Source organism: Pseudoxanthomonas sp. LARHCG66 (assembly GCF_052871755.1).
Window position 1 is genome coordinate 198,564 of the sequence record NZ_JBIXJW010000006.1, and the last position, 17,141, is coordinate 215,704.

The window sequence follows — 17,141 nt, forward strand, 5'->3', positions numbered from 1 at the left end:
TGTACGACAAATGAAATTTTTGTCATAGGCTATTCCCAGCGCGAATAGGTCATTCGCCCGGAGGTTCCCATGGTCCAACCCACCACCGGCTGGTTCGGCGCCACCCGGCTCAAGACCCGCCATCTCACCCTGCTGCTGCACCTGTACGAGCAGCGGTCGGTGCTGCGTGCCGCCGAGGCCGCGAACATGACCCAGCCGGCCGCGTCCAAGCTGCTGGCGGAAATGGAAAGCCTGCTGGGCGTGCCGCTGTTCGAGCGGCACGCGCGTGGCGTGGAGCCCACCTGGTACGGCCAGGTGCTGATCCGCCGCGCGCGCTCCGCGCTGTCGGAGATCGGGCGCGCCCATGACGAGATCGCCGCGCTGCGCAGCGGGCGGATGGGCCAGGCGTCCATCGGCACGGTGGTGAACCCGGGCACCACCCTGGTTCCCCAGGCAGTTGCCGCGGTGAAGCGCGACTTTCCCGACATCCTCATCAAGGTCGAGATGGACTACAGCCGGCCCCTGGTCGCCAAGCTGCTGGATGGGCAGCTGGACATCGTGGTCGGTCGCATCATGGGCCCGGAAGGCGCGGGCGAACTGGACTTCGAGCCGCTGGCGGACGAGCCGCATGCCGTCATCGTGCGCGCCGGGCATCCGCTTACCCGGCGCCCGCGCATCACCCACGCCGACCTGGCGGACTACGGCTGGATCATGCCGCCGGCCGCCAGCGTGCTGCGCTCGCGGCTGGACGCGGTGTTCCTGGAACACGGCCAGCCGCCGCCACAGAACATCGTGGAAACCGCTTCGTTGCCGGTGATCATCCACCTGCTGCGCCACAGCGACATGCTCACCGCGTTGCCGGCCGAATCCGTGGGCCCGTATCTGCAGACCGGCCAGATGTGCGTGCTGCCGATCGAGCTGGGGGTGCGCATGGAGTTCTTCGGCATCGTGCGCCGCCGCGACCAGTTGCTGTCGCCAGGCGCCGAGCGCGTGCTGGAGGCGCTGCGGGCAACCGCCCGCCGGCTGTATGCCGAACCGGAGCCGCCGCGTCCTGCGGGTGCACCGCCGCCGGGCGAGGGTTCCCCGGGCTGAGCCGGGCCAGCTATTCGGGTTCGATATAGCTGGCGATCAATATTTCATTGGTACGGCATGTCAGCGCCGCCTATGCTCCCGCCGCAGTCACCCAGCGCGGTCCCATTGCCGCCGGTTGATTGTCCGGGCCCGCCCAGATGGCTTTCACCGCCCTGACATCCACCACGGATGGATCCGCACCACCGACGACCGCGGCCGGGGCCGCAGCCGCCACTTGCTTCATCCGGCCGAAAGACGCGCAGACGTCCGCGGATCGGGACCAAAACTCAATCGCTTGTCATGTGTCCTGGGAGGGAACATCCATGTCAACGCTCCAGCGCCGCCCTGCGGCGGCCGTCCGTGCCGTCCGCTCCGATGGCCGCAAGCTGCAACCCACCGTCCTCGCCCTGGGCATCGCCATGATGCTGGCCGCGCCTGCGTATGCGCAGGACACCGCGCCCGCCACGCAACAGGAAGAGGCCGCTACCGAGCTTGACGCGGTCGTCGTCACCGGCATCCGCGGTTCCGTCTACAAGGCGCAGGACATCAAGCGCGACGCCGACACCTTCGTCGATTCCGTCACCGCGCTCGACATCGGCGCGCTGCCCGACCGCAGCATCACCGAAACCCTGTCGCGCATCCCCGGCGTCACCATCGACCGTTTCCTGTCGGTCGGCGATCCCGAGCATTTCTCCGCCGAGGGCGGTGGCGTGCAGGTGCGCGGCCTGACCCAGGTGCGGTCCGAGTTGAACGGTCGCGACAGCTTCTCCGCTTCCGGCGGCCGCAGCCTGAGCTTCCAGGACGTGCCATCCGAACTGATGGCCGGCGTGGACGTGTACAAGAACCAGAAGGCCGACATGATCGAAGGCGGCCTGGGTGGCAGCGTCGACCTGCGCACCTTCATGCCGTTCGACTTCGAAGGCAGCAAGTTCGGCATGTCCTTCAGCGCCAACCGCGGCGACTTCGCCGAGAAGCTGCAGCCGTCGGGCTCCATCCTCTTCAGCAACCGCTGGGAAACCGATGCCGGCGACTTCGGCATCCTGGTCGACGTGGCGCATTCGGAACTGGCCACGCGCACCGACGGCATGTTCGTGCGGCCGTTCTTCAGCACCGCCAACTCCGACCTCAACAATGACGGAACCAACGAGCAACTGTGGCTGCCGCGCGGCGCCGACTGGCGCACACTGGAATACAAGCGCGAGCGCCAGGGCGCGTATGTCGCCCTGCAGTGGCGTCCCAGCGACACGCTGGAACTGTTCGCCACGGCCTTCCAGAGCAAGTACGACGAGCTCTGGTACGAAGACGCGATCTTCGTCTCGAACGACCCGCTGCAGGTGCGGGTGGATGCCAGCCAGCCGTACGAGATGGACGGCAACGTGTTCGTGTCCGGTCGCCTGCTGTCGAACGGCGACATCCCGATGGGCACGGACATCCGCGCGTCGCATCGCAAGTCCGAGACCACCGATTACTCGTTCGGCCTGAAGTGGGCTTTCAGCGACCGCACCGAACTGTCGACCGACCTGCAGTACATCACCGCCGACACGCGTTCGCTGGATTCCACCGTGTCGCTGGGCCTCAACGTGCCCTACATCGACATCGACCTGGGCCATGGCGTGCCGCGCATCGGTGTCGACCAGCAGTTCACGACGAACCCCGCGAACTACTACTGGGGGTTCACCATGGACCACCAGGACGACAACGAAGCCGAAGAGATCGCCTGGCGCGCGGACCTGAAGCACAGCTTCGACAGCAATTTCTTCGATTCCTTCAAGGTCGGCGTGCGCGTCACCGACCGCGATGCCCACAGCATCGATACCGGTTACGACTGGCAGCCCGTGTTCCAGCCGTGGATGCAGTGGTGGGCGCTGCCGGGCGGCGTGCCGTTGCCCGGCCTCGACCTCAACGGCACCGTCAATTCCAGCCTGACCAACCTGGTCACGTTCGACAATTTCTACCGGGGCGGCGCCACCACGCCGGGGGCGTTCTATTCGCCGGTGCTGGCCACCGCGCTCGGCTTCCCCAACAGCTACCTCGACATCCACGGCGCAGCGGTGCCGTACTACCTTCCCGGCGCGCCCTACGGCCAGATCACCCCGCGCAACCTCGCCGACCCGCAATGGGGCAACGTGCAGAAGGAGAAGACGTACGCCGCCTACGCCATGGTGAACTTCGCCATGGACGACGCGCGTATCGACGGCAACGTGGGCGTGCGCGTCGTCCGCACCGAGAACAGCGCGGACGGCTATCTCGTCTATCCGAACAACGCGTTCGCGCCGTATCTGGGTTCGGGCCAGTCCGAACCGATCTCGGCGGAGAACTCGTATACCGACGTGCTGCCGAGCGCGAACGTGAAGTGGGAGCCGGCCGAGAACTGGATCGTGCGCTTCGCCGCGTCCAAGGCCATCGCACGTCCTGCCTTCAGCGACATGCAGGCCTACCAGCAACTCAGCGTGGCGGTCAGGGACGGCGTGACCCCGCAACCGGGCACCACGCTGCAACCCGGCGACCTGGATCTCACCGGCAGTTCCACCGACAACCCGTACCTCACGCCGATGAAGGCGAACCAGTTCGACCTGTCGCTGGAGTGGTACTTCGCGCCGGACCGCGGCGGCATGGCCTGGGTGAACTTCTTCTACAAGGACATCAAGGACTACTTCCGCCAGCAGACCGAACTCGTTGCCTATCCCGGCGTCGACGGCAACCAGTACGACTACCTGGTCTCGCGGATGGTCAACGTCGGCACGGCGAAGATCCAGGGCGCGGAAATCGGCTGGAACCAGTTCTTCGACTTCCTGCCGGCGCCGTTCGATGGCCTGGGCATGTCGGCGAACTACACCTACATCGACAGCTCCACCAGCATTCCGGACGCCTCGAACGCGGTGCCCGTCGATACCGATGGCTCGCTGTTCGACGACCTGCCGGCCGATGGCCTGTCCAAGAACTCGTACAACGTGGCGGCCTTCTACGAGAAGGGCCCGTGGCAGTTCCGCCTGGCCTACAACTGGCGCAGCGAGTACCTGCTGTCGATCGGCCCGAACGGCTACAACGGCGGTGACGGCGGCATCGCATGGAAACTGCCGGTGTACAGCGACGCGTTCGGCCAGCTGGATGGTTCGATCTTCTACCGTTTCTCCGACAACGTGCAGATCGGCCTGGAGATGAACAACCTCAACAACGCCGAGCAGCGCACGATCATGGACCAGAACGGCGCCGGCAGGCGCGTCACGTCCTGGTACGTCAACGACCGCCGCTACGCCGCAACGATCCGCTTCACGTTCTGATCCGCGCTTTGCGGGAAGGGCAGCAGCAACCGCCCTTCCCGCATCGCTCGCGGCTACCTGGGTGTGCTTCACGCTGGCGCACCGGCTCTCCCTCTCCACAGGAGACTCCGTGCACACGCTTCGCCTGATCCTCGCGCTGTCCGTCCTGCTGCTGGCACCCGCCGTCGCGGCGAAGGACGAAACCGCCGACTACCGCTGGCGCAACGTCGCCATCGGCGGCGGGGGCTTCGTGACCGGGCTGGTGTTCCATCCGCGCGAGAAGGGCCTGCTGTACGCCCGCACCGATATCGGTGGCGCGTACCGGTGGGTGTCGCGCGAACAGCGCTGGCAACCGTTGATGGACTGGATGGGCCACGAGGACAGTGGCCGCTTCGGCGTGGAAAGCCTGGCGCTGGATCCGTCCGATCCGGATCGCGTGTACCTCGCCGTCGGCACCTACCTGCACGAACGCGGACAGGACGGCGCGATCCTGCGTTCGATGGATCGCGGCGCGACGTTCCAGCGCACGTCGCTGCCCTTCAAGCTCGGCGGCAACGAGCAGGGGCGCGGCAACGGTGAACGACTGGCGGTGGATCCCCACGACGGACGCGTGCTGTTGTTCGGCACGCGCGCCGACGGGCTGTGGCGCAGCGGCGATGCCGGCGCGACCTGGCGTGAAGTGCCGGCGTTCCCTGCCATTGCGAAGGCGCGCTCGGCCTGGGCGATGGGCTGGCGCGAGCTGCGTCCCGTCGGCATCGCGTTCGTGGTGTTCGATCCCGCCAGCGGCACGCCGGGCACGCCCTCGAAGACCCTGTATGCAGGCGTATCGACGAACGAGACCAGCCTGTATCGCTCGCTTGACGGTGGCGTGAGCTGGCACGCGGTGCCCGGCCAGCCGGTGGGGCTGCGTCCCAGCCACATGGTGCGCGACGGGCGCGGGCGCTGGCTGCTCAGCTACGGCGACGAGCCCGGCCCCAACAACATGGCCGATGGTGCGGTATGGCGCTTCGATCCCGCCGGCGACCGCTGGGAAAACATCACGCCGGCACCCCGTTCCTCCGACGCGTCCGGCAAGGGGTTCGGTTGGGGCGCGGTCGCGGTGCAGGCCGACAACCCGGACGTGATCATCGCCACCACCTTCCGTCGCTACCAGCCGCACGATGACCTCTATCGCAGCGTCGATGGCGGCCGCACGTGGACGGCCACGCTGCCGCGCTCCCGCTTCGATCATTCGTCCGCGCCGTGGACTGCGGATGCGAAGCCGCACTGGATGGCCGACATCGAGATCGATCCGCACGATCCCGACCGCATCCTGTTCGTCACCGGCTACGGCGTGTGGGCGTCGACCAATGCGCGTGCATTCGACCAAGGCGCCGACATGCAGTGGCGCTTCGAGCAGGCGGGCTTCGAGGAAACCGTGCCGTTGGCGCTGGCCAGTCCGCCGCAGGGCGCACATCTGGTCAGCGGTCTGGGCGATGTCGACGGCTTCGTGCATGACACGCTCGATGTATCGCAACCGCGCTTTGCCGGCGTGCGTTTCTCCAATACCGAAAGCCTGGCCTTCGCCGGACAGGTGCCGCAGGTGATGGTACGCACGGGCTATTTCCACAACCGGCCGGAAGGCGCGGTGCGTGGCGCATGGTCGAACGATGGCGGCCGCACCTGGACCGCGTTCGCGAGCGAGCCGCCGGATGGCGAGGGCGCGGGGCAGATCACCCTGGCCGCCGATGGCAAGCGCGCTATCTGGCATCCCCGCAACGGCGAATACCACTGGATCACCGCCGACATGGGTGGGCGCTGGCAGCAGGTGAAAGGCCTGCCGAAGACGGCGGTGGTGGAAGCCGACCGCGTCGATGAAGGCATCTATTACGGCTTCGATGCCATCAGCGGCACGCTGTATGTCAGCGGCAATGGCGGCGTCGCGTTCGAGGAAGTCCGCGCGCCGGTGGGCGAAATCGGCGACTGGTACCGGGCCGAGATCCGGCCGCATCCGCAGCGTGCCGGCGAAGCCTGGATCGCGTCGTCCTGGCGCGGCCTGCTGCATCTTTCCCCCGGCAGGCTGGCACGCGTGCCGGGCGTGGACAACGTGATGTCGGTGGGCCTGGGCAAGCCGGCGAAGGACGGCGATGCGCCGGTGCTGTTCGTGTTCGGCGAAGTGGGGGGCCAGCGCGGCCTGTATCGCTCCGGCGACAACGGCCGGCATTGGCAGCGGATCGATACCGACGCGCTGCGGTTTGGCGGCATCATCCGCCATGTGACAGGCGATCCCCGCCTGCATGGCCGCGTCTACTTCGGCACCGAAGGACGTGGCATCTGGTACGGAGATCCGCAGTGAATCGAATCGCCCTCGCTCTTCTCGTTTTTCTCGCAATGCCGGCCGCACACGCCGTCGAACTGCCGCGCATCTTTGCCGATGGCATGGTGGTGCAGCGCGACCAGCCGGTGCAGGTCTGGGGCCAGGCGGCCCCGGGCGCACGCGTCGTGGTGGCGTTCGCCGGCCGTGACGGCGCGGCGCAGGCCGATGGCAGCGGCCACTGGTCGCTGGAACTGCCCGCGCTGCCCGCCGGTGGCCCGCACGTGATGCGTATCGACGATGGCACCGGCGCGCGTGTGCTGCAGGACGTACTGGTAGGCGACGTGTGGCTGGCCAGCGGGCAGTCGAACATGGAGTGGCCGATCGCGCAGTCGGCCGATCCGGAGGGGGAGATCGCACGCGCGACCGATCCGCAGATCCGCCATTTCAAGATCCCCAAGTCCTGGGCCGGCACGCCGCAGGCGCAGCTCGCAGGTGGCGAATGGGTCGCTTCGTCGCCGCAGGCCGCGGGCAAGTTCTCGGCGGTGGCGCATTTCTTCGCGCGCGAACTGCGCAAGGTCACCGGTGTGCCGATCGGCATCATCGACAGCACCTGGGGTGGCAGCCGCATCGAAGCCTGGATGGATGCGCCATCGCAGGGGCTGGACGAAAAGGCGCTGGCCCAGCAGGCCAGCACGCTGCGCGCACAGGATGAGCAGGCGCTGGCGCGGACGCGCCGCAATCTGGCGCGCTGGCCGGATCTTCCCGTCGATGATGCAGGTTGGCAGTCCGCCGCGACCGACGCGTCCGCGTGGACACCGATCAAGGTGCCCGCGCTGTGGGAAGCCACGGGCTGGAACGGCATGGACGGCGTGGCGTGGTACCGCACCACGTTCACACTGACCGCCGAAGAGGCCGCTGCCGGCGTGATGCTGGGCGTGGGCCGCATCGACGATTCCGACACCACCTGGGTCAATGGCACCCAGGTCGGCCGGACGCACATGCAGTACAACCTGCCGCGCCGCTACACCGTGCCGGCATCGGCCCTGCATGCGGGCGTCAATCACGTGGCCGTGCGCGTATCCGACTTCGGCGGGGGCGGCGGCATCCACGGCGACGCGGCCGAGGTCTTCGTCCAGCCGCAGGGCGCCGCACCGCGCACGCTGGCGGACTGGTCGTTCCGGCCGTCCAGCGTCAGCGTCGCCCTGGTCGACGACAAGAACCAGCATCCCACCCTGCTGTACAACGCGATGATCCATCCGCTGCAGCCCTACGCACTGCGCGGCGTGATCTGGTACCAGGGCGAATCGAACGCGAACACCGTGGCGGACGCATTGCGCTACCGCCGCCAGTTCCCCGCGATGATCGAACAGTGGCGGGCGCAGTGGCGCACGCAGTGGGATGCGCCCGGCCTGCCGTTCCTCTGGGTGCAGCTGGCCAACTTCTCCTCCGGCACCGACAAGGGCGACGAGAGTCCCTGGGCGGTGTTGCGCGAGTCGCAATCGATGACCTTGTGGATGCCGGGCACCGCGCAGGTGGTGGCGATCGATATCGGCAATCCCGACGACATCCATCCGCTCAACAAGCAGGACGTCGGCAAGCGCCTGGCACTGGCCGCACGGCATGTGGCGTACGGCGAAGCCGTGGACTTCCATGGCCCGACGCCCCAGCACACCCGCTTCGAGGGCGGTGCCGCACATGTCGAGTTCGGCAGCGCGGGCGGCACGCTGGCGGTGCGCGGTGGCGGCACGCGCGTGCACGGCTTCGCGCTCGCCGGCACGGACCAGGTCTTCCATCCGGCGGAGGCGTCGCTGGTGGATGGGCAGGTGGTGGTGCGCAGTGCGGCGGTCCCGCGCCCGGTCGCCGTGCGCTACGGCTGGTCCGACAATCCCGCCGATGCCGACCTGATCAACACCGCGCAGCTGCCCGCTTCGCCTTTCCGCAGCGACACCTGGTGAACCTGGAGTCTTGTTGATGATGCCTCGCCTGCTTCGCCTGTCCACGCTCTGCGGTCTTCTGGTCGCGATCTGCGCACTCCCTGCATGCCGCGCTCCCGACGATGCGGCAACGCCGGGCGAAGCGGCATCGGGCGCAGGCAGCCGGAGCGGCGGCGAGGCCCCCATTCCGCAGATCGTCAGCAAGGACGGCCGCCATGCGCTGATGGTCGATGGCGCGCCGTTCCTGATCCTGGGCGCGCAGGTCAACAATTCCAGCAACTGGCCGCAGGCGCTGGACGACGTATGGCCGGCGATCGACGTGGTCAAGCCGAACACGGTGATGGTGCCGGTGGCATGGGAGCAGATCGAAGCGAAGGAGGGGACGTTCGACTTTTCCTTCGTCGATGTGCTGCTCAAGCAGGCGCGCGAGAAAAACGTGCGGCTGGTACTGCTGTGGTTCGCCACCTGGAAGAACAACGGCCCGAACTACGCGCCGGCCTGGGTCAAGCTGGACAACGCGCGCTTCCCGCGTGTGGTCACCGCCGACGGTCGCACGCTGAACTCGCTGTCGCCGCATGCGCAGGCCACGCTGGACGCCGACCGCAAGGCCTTCGTCGCGCTGATGACGCACCTGAAAGCGGCGGACCCGCAGCGCACCGTCATCCTGGTGCAGCCGCAGAACGAGCCGGGCACCTACGGCAGCGTGCGCGACTTCTCGCCGCTGGCGCAGAAGGTATTCGAAGGACCGGTGCCGGCAGCGTTGCTGAAGAAGCTGGGCAAGTCGCCGGGCACGTGGCGCGACGTGTTCGGCGCCGATGCGGATGAGGTCTTCCATGCCTGGCATATCGCGCACTACATCGACCAGGTGGCGGAAGCGGGCAAGGCGGTCTACCCGCTGCCGATGTTCGTCAATGCCGCCCTGCGCGGACCGTTCAATCCAGGCCAGCCGGGCCAGTACGCCAGCGGTGGCCCGACCGACAACGTGCTGGATGTGTACAAGGCCGCGGCGCCGCACATCGACCTGCTGGCGCCGGACATCTACATGCCCGAGTACACCCACTACACCACGGTGCTGGACCGTTACTCACGCCCGGACAACCCGCTGTTCGTCGCCGAGACCGGCAACCGGGAGGAATACGCGCGCTATTTCTTCTCCGCACTGGGCGAGCAGGCCATCGGCTGGTCGCCGTTCGGCATCGACTACTCGCGCTATTCCAACTGGCCGCTCGGCGCCAAGCACATGGACGAGAAGACGCTGGCCACGTTCGCGATGAACTACGCGATGGTGAAGCCGGCGGCTCGCGTCATCGCCCAGGCGAGCTTCGAGGGCAAGGTGCGTGGTACCGCCGAACAGCCGGGGCAGGCGGTGCAGACGGTGAAGATCGATGACCGCTGGAACATGGTGGTGACCTACGGCGTGCCGCAGTTCTGGTTCCAGGGCGAGCCGCCCGGCAATCCGGAGCCCATCGGCCGCGCGCTGGTGGTGCAGCTGGGGCCGGACGAATTCCTGGTCACCGGCGCGCATGCGCGCATCAACATCCACGCCGCCGATCCGGCGCTGGCCGCGCGGCAGATCTACGACTACGTCGACGAGGGCACCTACGTCGATGGCAAGTGGGTGTTCCGCCGTCGCTGGAATGGCGACCAGACCGACTACGGCCTCAATTTCTCCAGCGTCCCGCAATTGCTGCGGGTGAAGCTGGCGACCTACTGAACGATCCACGGGCCGGCACCGCCGGTCCATGAACCGGGACGCCTGCGGGCGCCCACGAGGAGCAAGCGATGGGTTACTTGAAGACGTTGACGGTGCCGCTGCTGGCCCTGGCTGCAGCGGGCGCCAACGCCGCGGGCAACGAGGCCGTCGAGAAGATCGACCACGGCGTGATCGTGCGCCCCGCCGACGCGACTGCCGCCGACGTGAAGGTGGAAGCGGTCGCGCCGGGCATCCTGCGCGTGATGGCCGATCCCGACGGCGACTTCGCCCGCACGCCCAGCCTGATGCGGGCGAAGACCGGTGCGCCGCCGGCAGTGAAGGTGGGCGAAGCCGGCGGGCAGGTGACGGTCAGCACGCAGGGCATTTCGGCGAAGGTCGATGCCCGCACGGGCCAGGTCAGCTTCTTCGACGCCGCCGGCAAGCCGTTGCTGGCGGAGCGTGCGCGCACGTTCACGCCGACGAAGATCGAGGGCAAGGACTACTACAGCATCCGCCAGCGCTTCGAATCGACGGATGACGAAGCCTTCTACGGCACCGGCCTGCACCAGCAGGGCTGGATGAACCTCAAGGGCCGCGATGTCGAGCTGCTCCAGCACAACATCGACAAGGCGATTCCCTACCTGGTCTCCACGCGCCACTACGGCATCCTGTGGGACAGCAACGCGATCACCCGCTATGGCGATCCGCGTGGCCTGCAGCCGCTGGGCGCGTCGCTCGACCTGTTCGACGCGCAGGGCAAGCCGGGTGCGCTGACGGCGCGCTACACGGTCAACGGCAAGCAGGTGGTGGAGCGTCGCGAAAGCGAAGTGAACTACCAGTACATCAAGGATCTCGCCAACTTCCCGGCGGCCGGCAAGAACATGGCGCAGGGCGGACGCAGCGACGTGGTGTGGGAGGGCGAGATCGCGGCGCGCACCGATGGCCGGCATACGTTCTCGGTCTACAACAGCGAATACGCCAAGCTGTACATCGACGGCAAGCTGGTCATCGACCGCTGGCGCCAGAACTGGAATCCGTGGCACCACGAGTTCGCCCTGGAGATGAAGGCCGGCCAGCGCCACAAGGTGAAGCTGGTGTGGGACCGCATCGAGCCGGCCTACATCGCGCTGCTGCACCGCGATCCGCTGCCTGCGGAAGAAGCCAAGGACCTGTCGATCTGGTCCGAGGCCGCGCAGGCCATCGACTACTACGTGGTCGCGGGCGACGACGCCGACCAGGTCCTGGCCGGCTACCGCACGCTGACCGGCAAGGCCGTGCTGCTGCCGAAATGGTCGTACGGCTTCTGGCAGAGCCGCGAGCGCTACAAGACCCAGGCGGAGCTGACCGGCGCGCTGGACGAGTATCGCAAGCGCAAGCTGCCCATCGACGCCATCGTGCTCGACTGGTCGTACTGGCCGGAAGACGCCTGGGGTTCGCACGATTTCGATACCAGGAACTTTCCCGATCCGGATGGCATGGTCGAGCACGTGCACGACCAGCATGCGCAGATCATGATCTCGGTGTGGCCGAAGTTCTATCCGACCACCGCGAACTACAAGGAACTCGACGCCGCCGGCCACATGTACCACCGCAACGTGGAAGTGGGCGAGCTGGACTGGATCGGCAAGGGCTACCTGAATTCGTTCTACGACCCGTACTCGAAGGAAGCGCAGGACATCTTCTGGCGCCAGGTCAACGGCAAGCTCAACGCCAAGGGATTCGATGCGTGGTGGCTGGACGCCAGCGAGCCCGACCTGCACAGCAACATCGACGTCGGCGAGCGCAAGGCACGCACCACGCCGACCGCGTTGGGCCCGTCGGTGGAGTTCTTCAACTCCTATCCGCTGGTGCATTCGGAAGGCGTCTACCGTGGCTCGCGCGAGCAGGATCCGGACAAGCGCGTCTTCATCCTGTCGCGCGCGTTCTTCGCGGGCCAGCAGCGCGCAGGCGCGGCGTTCTGGAGCGGCGACATCGTGCCGCGCTGGGACGACCTGCGCGAGCAGATCTCGGGCCTCGTCAACGCCTCAATGGCCGGCGCACCGAACGTCAGCTTCGACATCGGCGGCTTCTCGCCGGAGCGGCGCTACGAGACCAAGGACCCGGCGCACCTCGCCGAGTGGCGCGAGCTGAGCCTGCGCTGGTTCCAGCACGGTGCGTTCGTGCCGATCTTCCGTCTGCACGGCCAGTTCCCGTACCGCGAGATCTGGGAGATCGCACCGGAAGGCTCGCCGCACTACGACAGCTTCGTCCACTACCTGAAGCTGCGCTACACGCTGCTGCCGTACATCTACACGCTGGCCGGCGATACCTGGCACCAGGACGGCACGCTGCTGCGCACGCTGGCGATGGACTTCCCGTCCGACTCGAAGGTGCGCGACATCGCCGACCAGTACATGTTCGGCCCGGCATTCCTGGTCGCCCCGGTCACCACGTTCAAGGCGACCACGCGCCCGGTCTACCTGCCGGCGGGCACGAGCTGGATCGACTTCCAGACCGGCAAGCGTTACGACGGTGGCCAGACCATCGACGCCAGCGCGCCGCTGCAGCGCATGCCGCTGTTCGTGCGTGCGGGTTCGATCGTGCCACGCACGGTAGTGCAGCAGTACGTGGACGAGCAGCCCGATGCGCCGCTGACGATCGAGGTCTACACCGGTGCCGATGGCACGTTCTCGCTGTACGAGGACAACGGTCGCAGCTACGGCTACGAGCGCGGTGAATCCAGCCGCATTCCGCTGGCGTGGAACGAGAAGACGGGTGAACTGCGCATCGGCGCGCGCGAGGGTCGCTATCCCGGCATGGTCGACCAGCGCGAGATACGCGTCCGCTTCATCGACGGTCCGCGCGCCGATGCCGGCACGCTGGAACCGGCGGCCGACGTCACCGTGCGTTACGACGGCAAGGCGCAGGCCGTGCGGTTTCCCCGCACTGCACGATGACAGCAGGGTGGTCGGGCGGCACCATGGAAACCGGTAGACAACACCTGTCCGGGAGGGCTGGATGATGCAGTCCTCGCGCCCGGGCATGTCGCCGGTCGCCGTCGACACCGGGCCACATGATCCCGGTCGCCGCACCCTGTTCAAGGGCGTGGCGGGCGGTGCACTGGTGGCGGGACTGCCCTGGGATGCCGCTGCGGCGCCAGCGGGCGCGACGACGGCGCAGGACCTGCGCCTGTGGTATCGCCAGCCGGCGCGCGTCTGGGTGGAAGCATTGCCGGTCGGCAATGGCCGACTGGGCGCGATGGTGTTCGGCGGCGTGGCGCATGAGCGCCTGCAGCTCAACGAGGACACGCTGTATTCGGGCGGGCCGTACTCGGCGGTCAATCCCAAGGCGCGCGAGGGCCTGCCGCGGGTGCGCGAGCTGGTCTTCGCCGGTCGCTACGCCGAAGCTGCGGCGCTGGCCGACGAGATACTGATCTCGCGCCCGGCGAAGCAGATGGCGTACCAGCCGCTGGGCAACCTGTGGCTGCAGTTCGACCGCCTGGATGGCGTGGCGGACTATCGCCGTGAGCTCGATCTCGATGCGGCCGTCGCGCGCACGACCTTCCGCGTGGGTGCCGGCGTGCATCGGCGCGAGGTGTTCGTGTCACCGGTCGACCAGTGCATCGTCGTGCGCTACGCGGTCGATGGCGGCGACGCGATGATCGGCCGCATTCGCACTGGCAACGAACATGCGACCACGACGCGCGTCGTCGATGGCGGCTGGCTGATCAGCGGGCGCAACGTCGGCAAGCATGGCATCGAGGGGCGCTTGCGCTTCGCGTTTCGCGTGCATATCGCGCACCGCGAGGGCCAGGTGCGGGTGGAGCAGGACCAGGTCGTGTTCGACGGCGTGCGCGAGCTGGAACTGCGCTTCGTCGCGGCGACCGGCCATATGGCCTACGACGATGTCAGCGGCGATCCCGACGCGATCACCGCCGCGCAGCTGGGGCGGGTGAAGGACAAGGCGTTCGATGCGGTGCTGGCCGACCATCTGGCCGAACACCGCCGGCTCTTCCGTCGCGTACGGCTGGACCTGGGCCGCACCGCCGCGGCCGACCTGCCCACCGACGAGCGCATCGCCGCGTTTGCGCAGGGCGACGATCCCGCGCTGGTGTCGCTGTACCACGCGTACGGACGCTACCTGTTGATCTGCAGCTCGCGGCCGGGCAGCCAGCCCGCCAACCTGCAGGGGATCTGGAACGACCTGATGGATCCGCCGTGGGAGAGCAAGTACACGGTCAACATCAATACCGAGATGAACTACTGGCCCGCCGAAGCGAACGGGCTGGGCGAGTGCGTCGAGCCGCTGCAGCGCATGCTGGAGGAACTGGCGAAGACCGGTGCCGGCGTCGCGCGCGACATGTACGGCGCCGGCGGCTGGATGCTCCACAACAACACCGACCTGTGGCGCGCGGCCACGCCGCCGGATGGCGCGCGCTGGGCGCTGTGGCCGACCGGGGGCGCGTGGCTGCTGCAGGCGCTGTGGGACCGCTGGGACTACGGCCGCGATACGGATTACCTGAAGCAGGTCTGGCCCCTGTTCAAGGGCGCCGCGCAGTTCTTCGTCGAGACGCTGCAGAACGATCCGCAGACCGGGCACAAGGTCACCGTACCGTCGCTGTCGCCGGAGAACGAACATCCTTTCGGCGCAGCGATCTGCGCCGGCCCGACGATGGATGCGCAGATCCTGCGCGATCTGTTCGGCCAGTGCATCGAGGCGGCGCGCGTGCTTGGCGTGGACGCTGATTTCGCCGCGCGCTTGAACACGCTGAGCGCGCAGCTACCGCCCAACCGGATCGGCAAGGCCGGGCAGTTGCAGGAGTGGCAGCAGGACTGGGACATGCAGGCGCCCGAGATCCACCACCGGCACATCTCGCACCTGTACGGCCTGCACCCCAGCGCGCAGATCAACCTGCGCGACACGCCCGAGCTCGCGCGCGCCGCGCGCCGAACGCTGGAGATCCGCGGCGACGACGCCACCGGCTGGGGCATCGCGTGGCGGCTGAATTTCTGGGCACGCCTGTGGGATGGCGAGCACAGCCTGAAGATCCTGCGCATGCTGCTGTCGCCGCAGCGCAGCTATCCGAACCTGTTCGATGCGCACCCGCCCTTCCAGATCGACGGCAATTTCGGTGGCGCGGCCGGCATCGTCGAGATGCTGGTGCAGAGCTGGGGCGGGTCGATCTTCCTGCTGCCTGCGCTGCCGTCGTCATGGCGCGACGGTGAACTTGAAGGCGTGCGCGTGCGCAATGCCGCGCAGCTGGATCTCAGCTGGAAAGCAGGTCGACTGGCGCGCGCCACGCTGTATTCGGACACGGGCGGCCGCTACCAGCTGGTCCATGCAGGCCGCACGCTCGACCTCGAACTCGCGGCAGGTGCGTCGGCCACGGTGGTGCTGCGCCAGGGAGCGCTGGTGAAGACATGAAGAAGGACATCCGATGAGTCTGGTTGCGGGCATCGACGCAGGCACGCAGAGCCTGAAGGTGGTGGTGTACGACGCAGCCGCACGTGCGGTGGTGGCCGGTGCCAGCGCGCCGCTGGAGCTGATCAGCGGCGAGGACGGCAGCCGCGAGCAGCACCCCGCCGACTGGGTGGCCGCGATGCAGGCCTGCTTCGACCGCATCGATCCGGCACTGCGTGCACGCATCGTGGCGCTGTCGGTGTCGGGCCAGCAGCACGGCTTCGTGCCGGTCGATACTGCCGGCGAGGTGTTGGCCCCGGCCAAACTGTGGTGCGACACCAGCACCACGGCCGAGTGCACGCAGATCATGGACGCGGTGGGCGGTTCGACAGCGACGATTGCGCTTGCGGGCAATCCGATCCTGGCCGGCTACACCGCCTCCAAGCTGCCGTGGACGAAGACCCACCGCCCCGAGGCTTATGCACAGCTGGCGAGCATCCTGCTGCCGCACGACTACCTCAACTTCGTGCTCACCGGCCAGCGCTTCTGCGAGTGGGGCGATGCCTCCGGCACCGGCTGGCTCGACGTGCGCACGCGCACCTGGTCGAAGGAACTCCTTCGCGCGACCGATGCGGACCGCGATCTGGCCGACTGCCTGCCGCCGATCGCTGCACCCGATGCGCTGTTCGACATCGATGCGGGCATGGCCGCCATGCTGGGGCTGCCTGCCACGGCGAAGGTCGCCGTCGGCGGCGGCGACAACATGATGGCCGCCATCGGCACCGGCTGCGTGGAAGAGGGGAGGCTGGCGATGAGCCTGGGCACCTCGGGCACGCTGTTCGCCTACTCCGATACCCCGGTAGTCGATCCGGCCGGCGCGTGGGCGGCGTTCTGTTCCTCCACCGGCGGCTGGCTGCCGCTGATCTGCACGATGAACTGCACCGTGGCCACCGAACAGGTGGCCAAGGCGTTCGGCTTCAGCACGCGCGAGGGCGATGCCCACCTGCACGCCACGCCGCCCGGCGCAGACGGTCTGGTGATGCTGCCCTTCCTCAACGGCGAGCGCACGCCCGACCTGCCGCTGGGCAAGGGCGTGCTGGCCGGGCTGGATACGACCAACATGACCCCGGCGCACGTCTACCGCGCCGCGATGGAAGGGGCGACCTACAGCCTGAAGTACGGCTTCGATGCCTTCGTGCGAGCCGGCATGGACTTCGATCGCATCGTGCTGACCGGCGGGGGCAGCAACAGCGCCGCGTGGCGGCAGCTGGTGGCCGATGTGTTCGGCCTGCCGGTGGATGTGCCCGTGCAGGCCGAGGGCGCGGCCTTCGGCGCGGCGCTGCAGGCGCTGTGGGCATGGGGCCGTTCGCGTGGCGAGACATCGTCCATCGCCGACATTGCCCGCGCCCATGTCGCCACCGAGCCGGCCTTGTCCGCCACGCCCGATCCCACCCGCACGCAGGCCTATGCCGCGGCCTACCGCCGCTTCCTCCAGCACCTCGATGCCCTCACGCCGCAGCAGCGCGGCT

Annotated in this window: 8 protein-coding genes; all 8 read left to right on the plus strand. The window is 67.9% G+C overall.

Translation table 11 applies throughout. From position 1 onward, the window contains the following. The first annotated feature begins 69 nt into the window (after positions 1-69). Positions 70-1,071, plus strand: coding sequence for a LysR family transcriptional regulator (locus tag ACIPRS_RS17035; protein WP_337732552.1), 1,002 nt, complete (start codon positions 70-72; stop codon positions 1,069-1,071). 302 nt (positions 1,072-1,373) lie between these two features. Then, complete coding sequence (locus ACIPRS_RS17040; RefSeq protein WP_446539402.1) at positions 1,374-4,331, plus strand: TonB-dependent receptor; 2,958 nt, start codon at positions 1,374-1,376, stop codon at positions 4,329-4,331. 109 nt (positions 4,332-4,440) lie between these two features. Continuing rightward, the gene (locus ACIPRS_RS17045) at positions 4,441-6,645 is read left to right on the plus strand and encodes a cellulase (RefSeq protein WP_446539403.1); all 2,205 of its coding nucleotides are present in this window, start codon (positions 4,441-4,443) and stop codon (positions 6,643-6,645) included. Between the two features lie 35 nt (positions 6,646-6,680). After that, positions 6,681-8,561, plus strand: coding sequence for a sialate O-acetylesterase (locus tag ACIPRS_RS17050; protein WP_446539404.1), 1,881 nt, complete (start codon positions 6,681-6,683; stop codon positions 8,559-8,561). Between the two features lie 16 nt (positions 8,562-8,577). After that, the gene (locus tag ACIPRS_RS17055; RefSeq protein WP_446539405.1) at positions 8,578-10,254 is read left to right on the plus strand and encodes a GH35 family beta-galactosidase; all 1,677 of its coding nucleotides are present in this window, start codon (positions 8,578-8,580) and stop codon (positions 10,252-10,254) included. A gap of 68 nt (positions 10,255-10,322) precedes the next feature. Continuing rightward, positions 10,323-13,169, plus strand: coding sequence for a TIM-barrel domain-containing protein (locus tag ACIPRS_RS17060; RefSeq protein ID WP_446539406.1), 2,847 nt, complete (start codon positions 10,323-10,325; stop codon positions 13,167-13,169). 85 nt (positions 13,170-13,254) lie between these two features. Next, complete coding sequence (locus ACIPRS_RS17065) at positions 13,255-15,636, plus strand: glycoside hydrolase family 95 protein (RefSeq protein ID WP_446539412.1); 2,382 nt, start codon at positions 13,255-13,257, stop codon at positions 15,634-15,636. A gap of 13 nt (positions 15,637-15,649) precedes the next feature. Then, positions 15,650-17,141: xylulokinase (gene xylB, locus ACIPRS_RS17070; protein WP_446539407.1), on the plus strand; the 1,492-nt coding region annotated here is incomplete at its 3' end.